The organism is Mycobacterium sp. TH-M103, from assembly GCF_057473785.1.
Window position 1 is genome coordinate 13,193 of record NZ_JBYCLG010000236.1, and the last position, 17,019, is coordinate 30,211.

Sequence of the window (17,019 nt, forward strand, 5' to 3'; positions counted from 1 at the left end):
TGCCGTTGACCCCCCTGCAGCAGGGGCTGCTGTTTCACGCCAGCACCGCGCAGGGCGGCGACGACGTGTATGCGGTGCAGCTCGACATCACGTTGAGCGGCCGGCTCGACCAGCACCGGCTGCGCGATGCGGTGCACAAGGTGGTCACCCGGCATCCGAACCTGGCGGCGCGATTCGCGGACAGGTTCGACGTGCCGATGCAGATCATCCCGGCCGATCCGGTGGTGCCGTGGCGGTATGTCGACCTCAGCGCCGACGGCCACGACCTCGCGGATGTCGACGAGCAGATCCGGCAGCTGTGCGCCGAGGAACGCGCTGCCGTCTGCGACGTCGCCCACCAGCCGGCCTTCCGGGCGGCTCTGATTCGCACCGCGGAAAGTCAGCACCGGCTGGTGCTGACCAATCACCACATCGTGCTGGACGGCTGGTCGCTGCCGATCCTGCTCGGAGAGATATTCGCCAGCTATGACGGCCAGTGGCTGCCCGCGGCGGTCCCGTATCGCCGGTTTGTCGCCTGGCTGGCCGGCCGCGACCTCGACGCGGCCCGCGCGGCGTGGGGCGAGGCGTTGTCCGGCTTCGCCACCCCCACGCTGGTGGGTCCGCCGGGCCGCCCGGGCCTCGGCCCGCGAGGTGTTGCCTCGTTCCGGGTGCCCGAGCAGACCACCCGGGCCCTCAACGAGTTGGCGCGCTCGAGCCACGCCACCGTCAACACCGTGCTGCAGGCCGCGTTCGCGCAGGTGCTGACGTGGCTGACCGGTCAGCGTGATGTCGCCTTCGGCACGACGGTCTCGGGCCGGCCCGCCGAAGTGGTCGGCGCGGAGTCGATGGTCGGCCTGTTCATCAACACGGTGCCGGTGCGGGCCAACCTCGCCGCGGCGACCACCACCTCCGCAGACCTGATCGAGCAGCTGCACAACGCCCACAACCACACCCTCGACCACCAGCACCTGGCGCTCAGCGAGATTCACCGGATCGCCGGCCAGGACCAGCTGTTCGACACCTTCTTCGTCTACGAGAACTACCCGCTGGACACCGCGGCGATGTCGGGCAAAGACGGGTTGGCCGTCACCGAGTTCACCCATCGCGAATACAACCACTACCCCCTGGCCATCCAGGCGATGCCGGGCAGCGAACTGAGCCTGCGCGTCGAATTCGACACCGACGTGTTCGACGCCGGCGACATCGAGACGCTGGTCGCGCGTTTTCAGCGGGTGTTGGTCGCGATGACCGCCGACCCACGGCGACGGTTGTCGTCGCTGGATCTGCTGGACGAGGCCGAGCACGCCCGGCTGGACGGCTGGGGCAACCGCGCGGCGTTGAGCCGGCCGGTGGCGACCCCGTCGATTCCGGCGGTCTTCGCCACGCAGGCGGCGCGCACACCCGACGCGGTGGCGGTGACCTGCGACGGCCGGTCCATGACCTACCGGGAGCTGGATGAGGCGGCCAACCGGTGGGCGCACCTGCTGGCCGCGCGGGGCGTCGGGCCCGGGCAGCGGGTGGCGTTGCTGCTGCCGCGTTCGGCCGAGGCGGTCGTGGCGATCATGGGGGTGCTCAAATCGGGGGCGGCCTATGTGCCGATCGACCCGTCGGTGCCGGAGGCGCGGATGGGCTTCGTGCTCGGCGATGCCGCGCCCGCCGCCGCGATCACCACATGTGAGTTGCGTCCGCGGTTGGACGGGCGCGAACTGTGGGTCCTCGAAGTCGATGACGTCGATGACGCCGACGATCTCGTGGACCCCGCCGTCGACGGTCGGCCCGGTATCGCACCGCCGGCGCCGGCCCCCGACGACATCGCTTACCTGATCTACACCTCGGGCACCACCGGCACCCCGAAGGGGGTGGCCATACCCCACCGCAACGTGACCCAGTTGCTCGAGACCCTGGACGACGACCTGGGCCTGGCGGGGCAGGTGTGGTCGCAGTGCCACTCCATGGCGTTCGACTTCTCGGTGTGGGAGATCTTCGGCGCGCTGCTCTACGGCGGCCGGGTGGTGATCGTGCCCGACCCGGTGGTGCGCTCCGCGGAAGACCTGCACGCGCTGCTGGTCGCGGAGCGCGTCAGCATGCTCAGCCAGACCCCGTCGGCGTTCTACGCGCTGCAGAGGGCCGATGCGGCATCACCCGAGTCGGCGGAGCAGCTCGCGCTGCGGGCCGTGGTGTTCGGCGGTGAGGCCCTCGAGCCGCAGCGCCTTGCGGCGTGGTTCACCAACCACCCCGACTCGCCGCGACTGATCAACATGTACGGGATCACCGAGACGACGGTGCACGCCTCGTTCCGGGAGATCCTGCCCGCCGACGTGGACAGCACGGTGAGCCCCATCGGGGTGCCGCTGGCCCATCTCGGCTTCTTCGTACTCGACGGGTGGTTGCGGCCGGTGCCGGCCGGGGTCGTCGGGGAGCTGTATGTGGCCGGGGCGGGGGTGGCCGCCGGGTACGTGGGCCGGGCCGCCCTGTCGGCGACGCGGTTCGTGGCCTGCCCCTTCGGCGAGCCCGGGGCCCGCATGTATCGCACCGGGGACCTGGTCTGGTGGGGCGCCGACGGGCAGTTGCGCTACGTGGGGCGCACCGACGAGCAGGTCAAGATCCGCGGGTATCGCATCGAGCTCGGTGAGATCCAGGCGGCGTTGGCCGGCCTGGACGGCGTGCAACACGCGGCGGTCATCGTGCGCGAGGACCACCCCGGCGACAAGCGCCTGGTGGGGTATGTCACCGGCACCGCGGACCCGGCCGCGCTGCGCGCCACCCTCGCCGAGCGGCTGCCCGCCTACATGGTGCCGGCCGCGGTGGTGGTCGTCGACGCGCTGCCGTTGACGGTCAACGGCAAACTCGACAAACGCGCCCTTCCCGCGCCCGAATACCAGGACGGCGGTCACTACCGCGCACCGTCCACCGCGGTCGAGGAGATCCTGGCCGGGGTCTACGCCCAGGTGCTGGGGGTGGAGCCGCCCCGGCTGGTCGGAGTGGACGACTCGTTCTTCGACCTGGGCGGTGATTCGCTGTCGGCGATGCGCCTGATCGCCGCGGTCAACACCGCCCTGGACGCCGGCCTGTCGGTGGGCGCGTTGTTCGAGGCGCCCACGATCGCGCAGTTGGCGCCGCGCATCGGGCGCGACGAGGGCCGGCTGGCGCCGCTGGCGGCCGTCGAGCGGCCCGCGGTGGTGCCGTTGTCGTTCGCCCAGAGCCGGTTGTGGTTCATCGACCAGTTCCAGGGCCCCTCACCGATCTACAACATGGCGGTGGCGCTGCGGCTGAGCGGGCACCTGGACGCCGACGCGCTGGGCGCGGCGCTGGCCGACGTGGTGGCCCGCCAGGAGACCCTGCGCACGCTGTTCGCCGCGCACGAAGGGGTGCCGCGCCAGCTGGTGGTGCCCGCCGAGCGTGCCGACTTCGGCTGGGCCGTCGTGGACGCCGCAGGCTGGACGGAGAGCCAACTGGCCGAGGCCATCGACGCCGTGGCGAGTCACCCGTTCGACCTGGCGACCGAGGTCCCGATGCGAGCGCGGCTGTTCCGCGTCGCCGACGACGAGCACGTGCTGGTGTCGGTGGTGCACCACATCGCCGCCGACGGGTCGTCGATCACCCCGCTGGTCCACGACCTCGGGGTGGCCTACGCCAGCCGCTCCGCGGGGCAGGCCCCCGGCTGGGAGCCGCTGGCCGTACAGTATGTCGACTACACGCTGTGGCAGCGCGCGCAGCTGGGCGACCTCAGCGATGAGGACAGCCGCATCGCCGCACAGCTGGCCTACTGGGAGCAGGCCCTGGCCGGCATGCCCGAGCACCTGCAGCTGCCCACCGACCGGCCCTACCCGCCGGTCGCCGACTACCGCGGCGCCAGCGTGCTGGTCGAATGGCCGGCCGAGCTGCAGCAGCAGGTCGCCCGGGTGGCCCGCGAGCACAAGGCGACCACCTTCATGGTGGTGCAGGCCGCGTTGGCGGTGCTGCTGTCGAAGATCAGCGCCAGCAGCGAGGTGGCGGTCGGATTCCCGATCGCCGGGCGCGGCGACGCCGCGCTCGACGAGCTGGTGGGCTTTTTCGTCAACACCCTGGTGTTGCGGGTCGACCTGGCCGGTGACCCCAGCGTCGCGGAGTTGCTGGCCCAGGTGCGGGGACGCAGCCTGGCCGCCTACGAGCACCAGGACGTGCCCTTCGAGGTGCTGGTGGAGCGGCTCAACCCGACCCGGAGCCTGACCCATCACCCGCTGGTGCAGGTGATGCTGGGCTGGCAGAACTGGCAGGCCAACGGTGCCGGCGAGCCCGCCGGCGGGTTGGCCCTGGGCGACCTGCAGGTCACCCCGCTGCCGTTGGACACCCGCACCGCCCGCATGGACCTGTCGTTCTCCCTGGCCGAACGCTGGAGCGAGGCCGGTGAGCCCGCCGGCATCTGGGGCGGCGTCGAATTCCGCACCGACGTGTTCGACGCGGCCAGCATCGAGACGCTGCTCGAGCGCTTCCGGCGGGTGCTGGTGGCCATGACCGCCGACCCGCGACGGCGGCTGTCGTCGATCGATGTGCTCGACGATGCCGAGCGCGCCCGGCTCGACGCGGTGGGCAACCGCGCGCTGCTGACCGGGCTCGCGCCGGCCGCGGCGTCGGTACCGGCGTTGTTCGCCGCGCAGGTGGCCCGCGCCCCGCACGCCGTGGCGGTCAGCTCCCCGGACGCGTCCCTGACCTACCGGGAACTCGACGAGGCGGCGAACCGGCTCGCGCACCTGCTGATCGGATACGACGTCGGCCCGGGCGCGCGGGTGGCGCTGCTGCTGGAGCGTTCGGCCCGGGCCGTCGTGGCCATGCTGGCCGTGCTGAAGACCGGGGCCGCCTACCTGGCGATCGACCCGGCGCTGCCCGACGCCCGGATCGCGTTCCTGATCGCCGATGCCGCCCCGACGGCCGCGGTCACCTCGGCCGGTCTGGCCGACCGGCTGGACGGCTGCGACCTGACCGTCATCGACGTCGAGGACCCCGCCGTCGCGCGCCACCCCAGCACCGCGCTGCCGGCGCCAGCCCCCGATGACATCGCCTACCTCATCTACACCTCGGGCACCACCGGCAGGCCCAAGGGCGTGGCCATCGCCCACCACAACCTGGCCCACCTGGCGGAGTCGACCCCCGCCCACCTGCCCGCGTCGCAGGTGTGGACGCAGTGCCACTCGTATGCCTTCGACTTCTCGGTGTGGGAGATCTGGGCCGCGCTGCTGGGCGGCGGGCGGCTGGTGGTAGTGCCCGATTGCGTCGTCGGCTCGCCGGACGACTTCCAGGCCCTGCTGGTGCGCGAACAGGTCAACGTGCTCACCCAGACTCCTTCGGCGGTGACTGCGCTCGACCCGGACGGGTTGGAGTCGGTGGCGTTGCTGCTCGGCGGCGAGGCGTGCTCGGCCGAGGTGGTGGACCAGTGGGCGCCCGGGCGGGTGGTGATCAACGCCTACGGGCCCACCGAGGCCACGGTGTACGCGTCGATGAGCGCGCCGTTACAGGCGGACACCGTCGGGGCGGGCGCGGCGCCGATCGGCTCGCCGGTGCCGACCACGGCGCTGTTCGTCCTCGACGATTCGTTGCGGCCGGTGCCGGCGGGCGTGGTCGGTGAGCTGTACGTGGCGGGCCGCGGCGTGGGCGTCGGATACCTCGGTCGGGCCGATTTGACCGCATCGCGTTTCGTGGCCTCGCCCTTCGGCGCGCCCGGCACGCGCATGTACCGCACCGGGGACCTGGTGCGGTGGCGCCCCGACGACCAGCTGCAGTATCTCGGACGCGCCGACGAGCAGGTCAAGATCCGCGGCTATCGCATCGAGCCCGGGGAGGTCCAGGCGGTACTGGCGGCGCTGGACGGGGTCGCTCAGGCGGCGGTCATCGCCCGCGAGGACCGCCCCGGCGACAAGCGGCTGGTGGGGTACGTCACCGGGACCGCCGAGCCGGCCAAGCTGCGCGCAGCGCTGGCCGAGCGCCTACCTCCCTACATGGTTCCCGCCGCCGTCGTGGCGTTGGACGCGCTGCCGTTGACGGTCGGCGGCAAGCTCGATAAACGGGCGCTGCCGGCACCGGACTACCAGGACAGCGGCGCATACCGCGCGCCGACCACCCTCACCGAGGAGATCCTCACCGGCATCTACGCCCAGGTGCTGGGGGTCGAGCCGCCCCGGCTGGTTGGGGTGGACGACTCGTTCTTCGATCTGGGCGGGGACTCACTGTCGGCGATGCGCCTGGTCGCCGCCGTCAACACCGCCCTGGACGCCGGCCTGGCGGTGCGCACCGTGTTCGAGGCACCCACGATCGCCCAGCTGGCGCCCCGCATCGGAGGCGTCGAGGGCCGGCTGGCGCCGCTGAAGGCCGTCCAGCGGCCCGCGGTGGTGCCGTTGTCGTTCGCCCAGAACCGGTTGTGGTTCATCGACCAGTTCCAGGGCCCCTCACCGATCTACAACCTGCCGGTGGCGCTGCGGCTGAGCGGGCACCTGGACGCCGACGCGCTGGGTGCGGCGCTGGCCGACGTGGTGGCCCGGCAGGAAAGTCTGCGCACGATGTTCCCGGCGATCGAGGGGATACCGCGCCAGCTGGTGGTGCCCGCCGAGCGGGCCGACTTCGGCTGGACCGTCGTGGATGCCACCGGATGGTCGGAAAGCCAACTCTCCGAGGCCATCGACGCCGTGGCGAGTTACCCGTTCGACCTGGCGAGCGAGATCCCGATGCGGGCGAGGCTGTTCCGCGTCGCCGACGACGACTACGTGTACGTGTCGGTGGTGCACCACATCGCCGCCGACGGCTGGTCGATCACCCCGCTGGTCAACGACCTCGGGGTCGCCTACGTCAGCCGGTGCGCGGGGCAGGCCCCCGACTGGGCCGATTTGACGGTGCAGTACGTCGACTACACGCTGTGGCAGCGCGCGCAGCTGGGGGACCTGGGCGACGAGGGCAGCCGCATCGCCGCGCAGCTGGCTTACTGGGAGGATGCCCTGGCCGGCATGCCCGAGCACCTCCAGCTGCCCACCGATCGGCCATACCCGCCGGTCGCGGACTACCGCGGCGCCACCCTGGCGCTGGAATGGCCGGCCGAGCTGCAGCAACGGGTCGCCCGGGTGGCCCGCGAGCACAACGCGACCAGCTTCATGGTGCTGCAGGCCGCCCTGGCGGCCCTGCTGTCGGGCCTCAGCGCCAGCAGCGAGGTGGCGGTTGGATTCCCGATCGCCGGGCGCGGCGACGCCGCCCTCGACGAGCTGGTGGGCTTTTTCGTCAACACCCTCGTGTTGCGGGTCGACCTGGCCGGTGACCCCAGCGTCGCGGAGTTGCTGGCCCAGGTGCGCCGGCGCAGCCTGGCCGCCTACGAGCACCAGGACGTGCCCTTCGAGGTGCTCGTGGAGCGGCTCAAGCCGACCCGGAGCCTGACCCATCACCCGCTGGTGCAGGTGATGCTCGCCTGGCAGAACTTCGCCTGGCAGGACACCGACGCCGCCGGGCTCGCCCTGGGCGACCTGCAGGTCACCCCGCTGCCGGTGGACACCCACACCGCCCGCATGGACCTGACGTTCAACCTGGCCGACCGCTGGAACGAGGCCGGCGAGCCCGCCGGCATCGGCGGGTTGGTGGAATTCCGCACCGACGTGTTCGACGAAACAACCATCCGCAGCCTGGTCGCGCGGTTCGAGCGGGTGCTGATGGCGATGACGGCGGACCCGGGGCGGCGGTTGTCGTCGGTGGACGTGCTCACCGAGGACGAGCACGCCCGGCTCGCCGAGTGGGGTAACAGGGCGGTGCTGGCCCGGCCGGCGACGACGGGGTCGATTCCGGCGGTGTTCGCCGCGCAGGCGGCCCGCACCCCGGACGCGGTGGCGGTCACCTTCGAGGGCCACTCGCTGACCTATCGTGAGCTCGACGAGGCGTCGAATCGGTTGGCGCAGCTGCTGGCCGGTCAGGGGGTGGAGCCGGGGCAGCGGGTGGCGCTGCTGTTGCCGCGTTCGGCGCAGGCGATCGTGGCGATGCTCGCGGTGGCCAAGACCGGGGCCGCCTATGTGCCGGTCGACCCGTCGGTGCCGGCGGCCCGGATGGAGTTCGTCCTCGGCGATGCCGCGCCGGTCGCCGCGATCACCACCACCGGGCTTCTGGATCGGCTCGGCGGACGTGAACTGATGGTGATCGACGTCGACGACCCTGCCGTCGACAGCCAACCCTGCACCGCACCGCCCGGACCGGCTCCCGACGACGTCGCCTACCTCATCTACACCTCCGGCACCACCGGCAGGCCCAAGGGGGTGGCGATCCCGCACCGCAACGTGACCCAGTTGCTGGAGACCCTCGACGGCGACCTCGGGTTGACGGGTCGGGTGTGGTCGCAGTGCCATTCGTTGGCGTTCGACTTCTCGGTGTGGGAGATCTGGGGCGCGCTGCTCTACGGCGGCCGGGTGGTCGTGGTGCCGGATGCGGTGGTGCGCTCGCCGGACGACCTGCACGCCCTGCTGGTCGCCGAACGCGTCGGCGTGTTGAGCCAGACCCCGTCGGCGTTCTATGCGTTACAGACCGCCGATGCGGCACAACCCGACTCGGCAGAGCGGCTGTCCCTGCAGGCCGTGGTGTTCGGCGGTGAAGCCCTCGAGCCCCAGCGCCTTGCGGCATGGTTGCACAAGCATCCGCAATCGCCGCGGCTGATCAACATGTACGGGATCACCGAGACGACGGTGCACGCCTCGTTCCGGGAGATTCTGGCCACCGATGTCGACAGCACGGTGAGCCCCATCGGGGTGCCGCTGGCCCATCTGGGCTTCTTCGTCCTCGATGGGCATCTGCGGCAGGTGCCGGTCGGCGTGGTGGGGGAGTTGTACGTGGCCGGGGCGGGCGTGGCGAACGGCTATGTGGGCCGGGCCGGCCTGACTGCGACGCGGTTCGTGGCGTGCCCGTTCGGGGAGCCCGGGGCGCGCATGTACCGCACCGGGGACCTGATGTGGTGGGGCGCCGACGGGCAGCTGCGGTATGTGGGGCGCGCCGACGAGCAGGTCAAGATCCGCGGGTACCGCATCGAGCTCGGTGAGGTGCAGGCGGCGTTGGCCTGCCTGGAGGGCGTGCAGCAGGCGGTGGTGATCGCCCGCGAGGACCGCCCCGGGGACAAGCGTCTGGTGGGCTATGTGACCGGGGCCGTCGAGCCGGTCAGCGCGCGTGCCGTGCTGGCCGAGCGGCTGCCCGCCTACATGGTGCCGGCCGCGGTGGTGGTCATCGATGCGCTGCCGCTGACCGTCAACGGCAAACTCGACACCCGCGCCCTGCCGGCGCCGGAGTACCAGGACGTCGACCACTACCGCGCCCCCGCCAGTGCGGTGGAGGAGATCCTGGCCGGCATCTACGCCCAGGTGCTGGGGCTCGAGCGGGTCGGGGTTGACGAGTCGTTCTTCGAGCTGGGCGGGGACAGCATCCTGTCGATGCAGGTGGTCGCGCGGGCGCGCGCGGCCGGTGTGGTGTGCCGGCCGCGTGACATCTTCGTCGAGCAGACCGTGGCCCGGCTGGCCCGGGTGGCCGGGGTCGCCGACGACGACGCCCATGTGATCGACGAGGGCATGGGATCCGTGGTGGCCACCCCGATCATGTGCTGGCTGCACGGCGTCGACGGCCCGGTCGACCAGTTCAACCAGACGGTGCTGGTGCAAGCTCCCGCTGGGGTGACCGAGCACGATGTGGTGGCGCTGTTGCAGGCCGTGCTGGATCGGCACGCGATGCTGCGCCTGCGCGTCGACGAGGACGCCGGGGGCTGGTCGTTGACCGTGCCGGAGGCAGGCTCGGTGGACGCCCGCGGGTGCCTGCAGGCGGTCGAGGCGTTGACCGATGCGGCGGTGGTCGAGGCGCGGTCGCGGTTGAACCCGGCGGCCGGGGTGATGCTGAGCGGGCTGTGGGTGGCCTCCACGGGTCAGTTGCTGCTGATCGTTCACCACCTGGCCGTCGACGGCGTGTCGTGGCGGATCCTGCTGGAGGACCTCAACCTGGCCTGGGCCCAGCTCCGCGCGGGCCAGCAGGTGGTGTTGCCGGCGGGCGGGACGTCGTTCGCGCGGTGGGCGTCGCTGCTGGCCGAGCACGCATGCGACCCGGAAGTCGTGGAGCAGGCGCACACCTGGCGGCAGGTGGCGGCGAGCCCGGCGGCGCTGCCGGCGGTGTGCCCCGCGGTGGATACGTTCGCCGCCGCCGGGAACTTGTCGGTGGATCTGGACACCGAGACCACGCGCATGCTGCTCGGTGAGGTGCCGGCGGCGTTCCACGCCGGAATACACGACATTCTGCTGATCGCCTTCGCGGTCGCGGTGGCCGAGTTCGTGGGCACCGGCGGGCCTGTCGGTATCGACGTGGAGGGCCACGGTCGCGACGAGCACTTCGCCGCCTCGAAAGAACACGTGGACCTGTCGCGCACGGTGGGTTGGTTCACCGCGAAATACCCGGTGGCCTTGAACGTGGGTGGGCTGGACTGGGCGCAGGTGGTGGCCGGCGATGCCGCGTTGGGGGCGGTGATCAAAGACGCCAAGGAGCAACTCCGGGCGCTGCCGGACGGTCTGACCTACGGCCTGCTGCGCTACCTGAATCCCGATGTCGATTTGGGTGGGTCCGATCCGCCGATCGGGTTCAACTATCTGGGCCGCCTGGGTGCGGCGGCCGAGGTGTCCAGTGACGTGTGGCAGATTTCGCGGGACAGCGGGTCGGTTGCCGGCATCGCCGCGGCCGTCCCGATGCCGCTGATGCACACGGTCGAGCTCAACGCGGGCACGGTGGACACCGACGCGGGGCCGCAGTTGCGCGCCGGCTGGATGTGGGCGCGCTCGGCCCTGGACCACGCGCAGGTCGGCCAGTTGAGCCGGTTGTGGTTCGAGGCCCTGGCCGGAATCTGCGCGCATGTCCGCGGCGGCGGAGGCGGGTTGACGCCCTCGGACGTTCTGCCCGCCCGCCTGAGCCAGCAGCAGATCGACGAGCTCGCGCGGCGCTATCGCATCGCCGACGTGCTGCCGCTGACCCCCTTGCAGCGGGGGCTGCTGTTCCATGCCGGCACCGCGCGCGGTGGCGACCACGTGTATGCGGTGCAACTCGATATCGCCTTGAGCGGCCGGCTCGATCAGCACCGCCTGCGCACCGCCGTGCAGACGGTGGTCAACCGGCATCCGAACCTGGTGGCCCGGTTCTGCACGCAGTTCGACGAACCGGTGCAGATCATCCCCGCCGATCCGGTGGTGCCCTGGCAATACATCGTCGTCGACGGCTCGAACGGATCCGATGTCGAGCAGCAGATCCAGCAGATGTGCGCCGCCGAACGCGCCGCGGTCTACGACCTGGCAGACCAGCCGGCATTCCGAGCGGTGTTGATCCGGACCGCGGCAGATCAACACCGGTTCGTGCTGACGAATCACCACATCGTGCTGGACGGCTGGTCGCTGCCGATACTGCTGGGGGAGTTGTTCGCCGGCTACTACGGGCAGTGGCTTCCCGCGGCTGCGCCCTATCGCAGGTATCTCACCTGGCTGGCCGGCCGGGACCGCGCCGCCGCCCGCGCGGTGTGGCGTGAGATGCTCGCCGGCTTCGACACCCCCACGCTGGTCGGCCCGGCGGACCGTTTCGGGCTGGGGCGGCGAGGCGTTGCCTCGTTCCGGGTCCCCGAGCAGACCACCCGGGCCGTCAACGAACTGGCGCGCTCGCGCCACACCACCGTCAGCACCGTGCTGCAGGGCGCCTGGGCGCAGCTGCTGATGTGGATGACCGGCCGGCACGACGTCGCCTTCGGCGCCGTGGTCTCGGGGCGGCCCGCCGACGTGAGCGGAGCGGACTCTATGGTGGGCCTGTTGATCAACACCGTGCCGGTGCGGGCGAGCGTCACGCCGGCCACCACCACCGCCGATCTGCTCGACCAGCTGCAAAGCGCCTACAACCAGACATTCGAGCACCAGCACCTGGGGCTCAGCGAGATTCACCGCGTCAGCGGTCACCACAAACTGTTCGACACCGTCTTCGTCTACGAGAACTACCCCACCGACGCCGCCGCGTTGTCGAGCGAGGACGGGCTGGCCATCACCGCGATGACCAACCGCGACTACTACCACTACCCACTGACGGTCCAGGCCCTGCCGGGCCGCGAACTGGAGCTTCACGTCCAATACCGCGCGGACGTGTTCGACGCCGCCGGCATCGCAGCCCTGATCGAGCGATTCGAGCAGGTGCTGGTGGCCATGACCGACGACCCGGCGCGGCCGCTGCCGTCGATGGAGGTGGAAGCCGGCGGCAGGCACGCCCGCACGAACGGGAACGGCAACGGGTCGACAGCGGCCCAGCCGGCGGCCGCGGCACTAGCGGAATCCGGGATCCACCACAACGGTGGTGGTTACCGCGCGCCGGCCACCCTGGTCGAGCAGATCCTGGCAGGGATCTATGCCCACGTGCTGGGTTTGGACCGCGTCGGCACCGATGAGTCGTTTTTCGACCTGGGCGGGGATTCGATTTCCGCGATGCGGGCGATCGCCGCGATCAACGCGGCGCTCGACACCGACCTCCCGGTGCGGACCCTGTTCGAGGCGCCGTCCGTCGGGCACCTGAGTCGGTGGTTGAGCGGGGATGTCAGCGCGGTCGAAGAAGTTCCCGCGGTGAGCCCGGTCATCGATCTCTGAGATCTGCTCGGACCACGGACCCGGGCGTCGGCCGTCACCACATGGACGGCACCAGGCGATGGCGAACCTTCTGGGTGTACTCGCGGTACCCGGCCAGCTCCGTTCGCAGCAGCTTCTCCTCGTCGCGGATGCGCCAGGCGAGCACCAAGACGCCCGGAACGACGAAGACGAGCCCCCAGTAAGAACCGAGCGCAAGCGGGATGCCGACCATCATGATCACGTTGCCGGTGTACATGGGGTGCCGCACCAGCCCGTACAGACCGGTCGAGACGACCGTCTGGCCCTCCTCGACCCGGACGGTTGCGGCCGCATAGCTGTTCTGGATGACCACCATCCCCACCACGCCCAGTCCGACGGCGACCACGACGTCCCCGACCAAGCAGATTGCCGTCGGCACCGGCGACCAGCCGAAGCGATGGTCGAGGGTGCTGACCACGACCATCGCCGCCAGCGACAAATACAGGCCGGCGATGACGACCTTCTGCGCCATTCGACTCTCCGCTGCCGGGCCCCCGCGCATCCGCGCCTGAAGCGCGACGGGGTTGGTGCGCAGCAAGTAGATCGCGGGGGTCCACGCCGAAACGGCGACGACCACCAAAAAGACCCATGCTTGCCAGTAATGGAATGTCCCCGCCGGGACGAACAACAGCAAGCCGAACGCGACAAATTCGACAAGACCGAACACCAACAACTTAGGAATGGTTTTCACCGATCCTCCTTCGTCCGTCCGGTGCCCACGCCCACAGCGCACATCGCGGCGGCTAAAAGCCGGCACTCCCTGCGTGCCAGTGCTGGATCGATCGCCAAGCGCTCACCGCGGCGGCGCACGACTGAAACTACCGTCTGAAACTACCGTCGCCTACCGGGAAAATGGGGCGAATGGGTCATTTGCCGCGCGCCGGGCAGCAATTGTTCGGATCGGTGATCGCCATGCCGACTCTCGGCGCCGGTGTCACCACGAGGGCTTTGGCGTCGACGCGCGTGTTCCGAGGGCGGTGGCTGCCGGCGCGGGTCCTTACCAATACTTTTGGTAGCCGGAGGGTCTGAGGGCCTCGATAGCCGCAAGCACTCGGTTACCGACCGACCGTTGGTACTCACGCAGGTATTTCGCCCGGCGCGGGTCGGACTCTTCCAGGTGGTGGGTGAGGGGATGTTCCGTTCCCCAAACCGCATCCTGCGCCGCTTCGCCCACGGCTACTTCAAAATCCTCGTCCCTGTTCATCGTTCCCCCGATTGCGCGCCGCCACGGGCCACCGTCAATTTCAGACACGAAACGCGGTTGAGCAGCCATCCTCTCATCGAGCTCCCGTATTTGTTGTTTTCGCTATTCGGTTTACGGCTATGAAATAAATGGGCGCACGCCTACACATGAATCCATTTACGGCACCGTTCGAGTGCCGGGTGAGTGTTGCCGGTGCGCCCGCGGGGGCTGGAGGGCAGCCTGATTCGCCGACGATTGGACGGACGTGTGCGCGGTGAAGGCTCCACCCTCCTTGTGGCAACTCGGGCTTGCATGTGTTCCCTCACGGCATGCTTTCTTACTTCACAGTAAGGATAGAAGTTACTCTGTAGTAGGTAGAAAAGTCACGCGGTCGGCGCAACTTTTTCCCGGCGAACGCGACCGCCTCACCGCCCGTTACACGGCAAACGTGTGGGCCTGTCGGCCGCCGGACCCCGGTCGATTGCGAACACCGAAAGTCTTTGGCGTTGTTTTTCAACAGTTTTCGCGCGCTTCAGCCGGCTCTTCCGAGAGGTGGATCGGCGGCTCGGCCACTTGCTGGGCAAAGCTCGCATCTCATTGGGTCGACCGGCCCGACAGGGGCTGGCGTCTCCCTCGTCGCCTCGACGAGGAGCGGAGCTTGCCTCTAGATCGATGTGCGAGGCCTCAGGGTCTTTATCGCCGCAAGCACCTGGCGACCGACCGATTCCTGGTACTCCCGCAGGTATTGCGCCCGGCGCGGGTCATCGTCTGCCATGTCGTAGGTGAGCGGGTGCTGCGTCTGCCAAACCGCATCCTGCGCCGCCTCGCCGACGGCCACGTGAAATTCGCTCTCGTTCATCGTTCCCCCAAATCAGGCGCCGTGACAGGCTCATGCCCGGCTCCCCGCCTCGCGCTTGCCCCGGGCCAGTACCCGGAATTCTCCGATACGAAACGAAACGTGCAATTACCCCCTTATTACCATTTCATTCCGCAGCGCCCTCTTATTGAACATGCGCCCATTAAAATGTTTGCCCTACACCGCCGAATATCACGGCACCGGCCGGCTGTGGCATGCCCTCGGGCGCGGGCGATGTGGTGGTGAGGCCGACAGCGAATGCCCGCATGGCCGGCACATTGTCGAAAGCCATGTCGAGCGCGGGCGCCACGCAAACGCGGGCTGTCAAGGGCCGGCCGCGACGACCGTCGCCGCCCCCTTCCGCCGGCACTCGGCTGTCGGGCGGATTCGGCGCACGCCACTTTGCCGCCAGCGGTGTCCGAGCGCGCCCGCCGCCGAGGACTTTTGCCAAAATACAGATATACAGATGTGCAACAGGATAGGTTTTCACCCCGGTGGTACTGGTGACCGTGGTGCGGGGGTGGGCCGCTCCGCCACGGTCTGTGGAGGTCAGCAATGTCGTATGTGATCGTGGCGCCGAGCACGCTGGCGGCGGCGGCGACGGATGTTGCGGCGATCGGATCGTCGCTCAACGCCGCGCATGCCTCGGCCGCCGCATCGACCACCGCGGTGGCGGCCGCCGCTGGTGACGAGGTGTCGGCGGCGGTCGCGTCGGTGTTCTCCGGTGTCGGCAGGCAGTTTCAGGCGCTCAGCGTTCAGGCGGCGGCGCTGCATGCCCAGATCGTGCAGGCCTTGACCGGGTCGAGCGGCGCCTATGCGGCCGCGGAGGCGACCAACGTGTCGCCGTTGGCCGGGGCGCAAAGCGCGTTCACGTCCGCCGCGTCGACGTATCAATCACCGTTTCAGATTCTGGAGAATGCGGTGGCTGTGGCCTCCGGGTCCTCACCGCCGCCCATGACGAATGCGCTGGCGACGGTGATGTACCAGTTGAATCAGACCAGCGACAAGTTGATCGGGCAGCCGCTGTTCTATAACGGCGCCAACGGGACGTCGCAGTCCAACCCCAACGGCCAAAACGGCGGCTTGCTGATCGGCAACGGCGGCAACGGATGGAACTCGACGGTTACCGGCGTCAACGGCGGCAACGGCGGGCAGGCCGGGCTCATCGGCATCGGCGGCGCCGGTGGGACGGGCGGCCCCGGCTCACTCACTGTGGCCCCTGGGACTGGTGGCAACGGTGGGTCTTCTGTGTGGTTGGGCGATGGCGGGGCCGGCGGAGCCGGCTGGAACTCCACCATCTCCGGAGTGAACGGCGGGAACGGCGGGAACGGCGGGTCCTCTGGACTTTTCGGGGGTACCGGTGGTGTTGGTGGGGCCGGCGGGAGCGCAACTGACGCTACCGGCGGCACCGGCGGGGCCGGCGGCTACACGGGCCTGGTCGGGAGCACGGATCTGGGCTTCAGCGTTCCGACCGGAGCGACCGGCGGGGCCGGTGGTGACAGCGTCACCGGCACGGGCGGCGCCGGTGGAGCCGGCGGGGCCGGCTTTGAGCTCGGCGGTATCGGCGGGGCCGGCGGCAGCGGCGCCACCGGCGGTGCCGGCGGCGAAGGCGGCCTTGCGTTCAACCTGGGGTGGGGAACCGCCACCGGCGGCGCCGGCGGAGTGGGCGGCGCCGGCACGGTCGGCGCCGGCGGTATGGGCGGCCATGGCGGCACCGCGATGATGGGGCCCTACAACGTCGCCGTCGACAACTTCGGCGGCCTGCTGAAGTACCTCCCTACCGACTGGGGAACCGCCTACGGCGGCGCCGGCGGTACGGGCGGCGTCGGGGCGACCACCGGTGGCACCGGCGGGACGGGCGGGACCGCGTTCAACCTGTTGGCGAGCGGAACCGCCTACGGAGGCACCGGTGGAGTCGGCGGCACCGGCGTCACCGGCGGTAACGGCGGCACCGGCGGCAACGTCTACGCGGCCAATCCGGCCACTGCCTTCGTCGGGAGTGGTGGCGCGGCGGGCGGGACCGGCGGAACCGCCGGCGGCCCCGGCAGCGTCGTATCGCTCTAGGTCCACAGCCCGCGTGAATCACGGGTCGCGGCGCGGCGGCCGCACCTGCGTTTACCGGAAAACGCAGATATACATGTGTGCAACGAGATAGATTCCTTAACGCTCGTAATCGTGACCGTGGTGCGGGGGCGTCTTACCCCACAGCGGTCCCCGGAGGTCAGCAATGTCGTATGTGTTCGTCCAGCCAGACGCGCTGACTGCGGCGGCGGCGAATGTGGCGACGATCAATGCGTCGCTGGACGCGGCGAACGCAGCGGCGGGCCTCCCGTTCGTCTGGGTGCCGGGATCCGCCGGTG

Annotated in this window: 5 protein-coding genes; 3 read left to right on the forward strand and 2 right to left on the reverse strand. The window is 70.2% G+C overall.

Annotation, left to right across the window (positions count from 1 at the left end; all coding sequences use genetic code 11):
* Positions 1-5: 5 nt before the first annotated feature.
* Positions 6-12,602 (forward strand): non-ribosomal peptide synthetase, encoded by a 12,597-nt coding sequence (locus AC2VOR_RS13670; RefSeq protein WP_486963949.1) that lies wholly within the window; start codon positions 6-8, stop codon positions 12,600-12,602.
* A gap of 34 nt (positions 12,603-12,636) precedes the next feature.
* On the opposite strand, the gene AC2VOR_RS13675 is transcribed toward AC2VOR_RS13670, so the two are convergent.
* Both AC2VOR_RS13675 and AC2VOR_RS13680 read right to left on the reverse strand, forming a co-directional pair.
* Complete coding sequence (locus AC2VOR_RS13675; protein WP_486963950.1) at positions 12,637-13,311, reverse strand: methyltransferase family protein; 675 nt, start codon at positions 13,309-13,311, stop codon at positions 12,637-12,639.
* A 1,156-nt stretch (positions 13,312-14,467) separates the two neighbouring features.
* Positions 14,468-14,662 (reverse strand): hypothetical protein, encoded by a 195-nt coding sequence (locus AC2VOR_RS13680; RefSeq protein ID WP_369738967.1) that lies wholly within the window; start codon positions 14,660-14,662, stop codon positions 14,468-14,470.
* A 552-nt stretch (positions 14,663-15,214) separates the two neighbouring features.
* On the opposite strand from AC2VOR_RS13680, the gene AC2VOR_RS13685 reads away from it, so the two are divergent.
* Positions 15,215-16,723 carry a PE family protein gene (locus AC2VOR_RS13685; RefSeq protein ID WP_369738966.1) on the forward strand — a complete coding sequence of 503 codons (1,509 nt, stop codon included), beginning with the start codon at positions 15,215-15,217 and terminating at the stop codon, positions 16,721-16,723.
* A 163-nt stretch (positions 16,724-16,886) separates the two neighbouring features.
* Positions 16,887-17,019, forward strand: a 133-nt coding sequence (locus tag AC2VOR_RS13690) for a PE domain-containing protein (RefSeq protein ID WP_486963951.1), incomplete at its 3' end; no start/stop codon positions are given.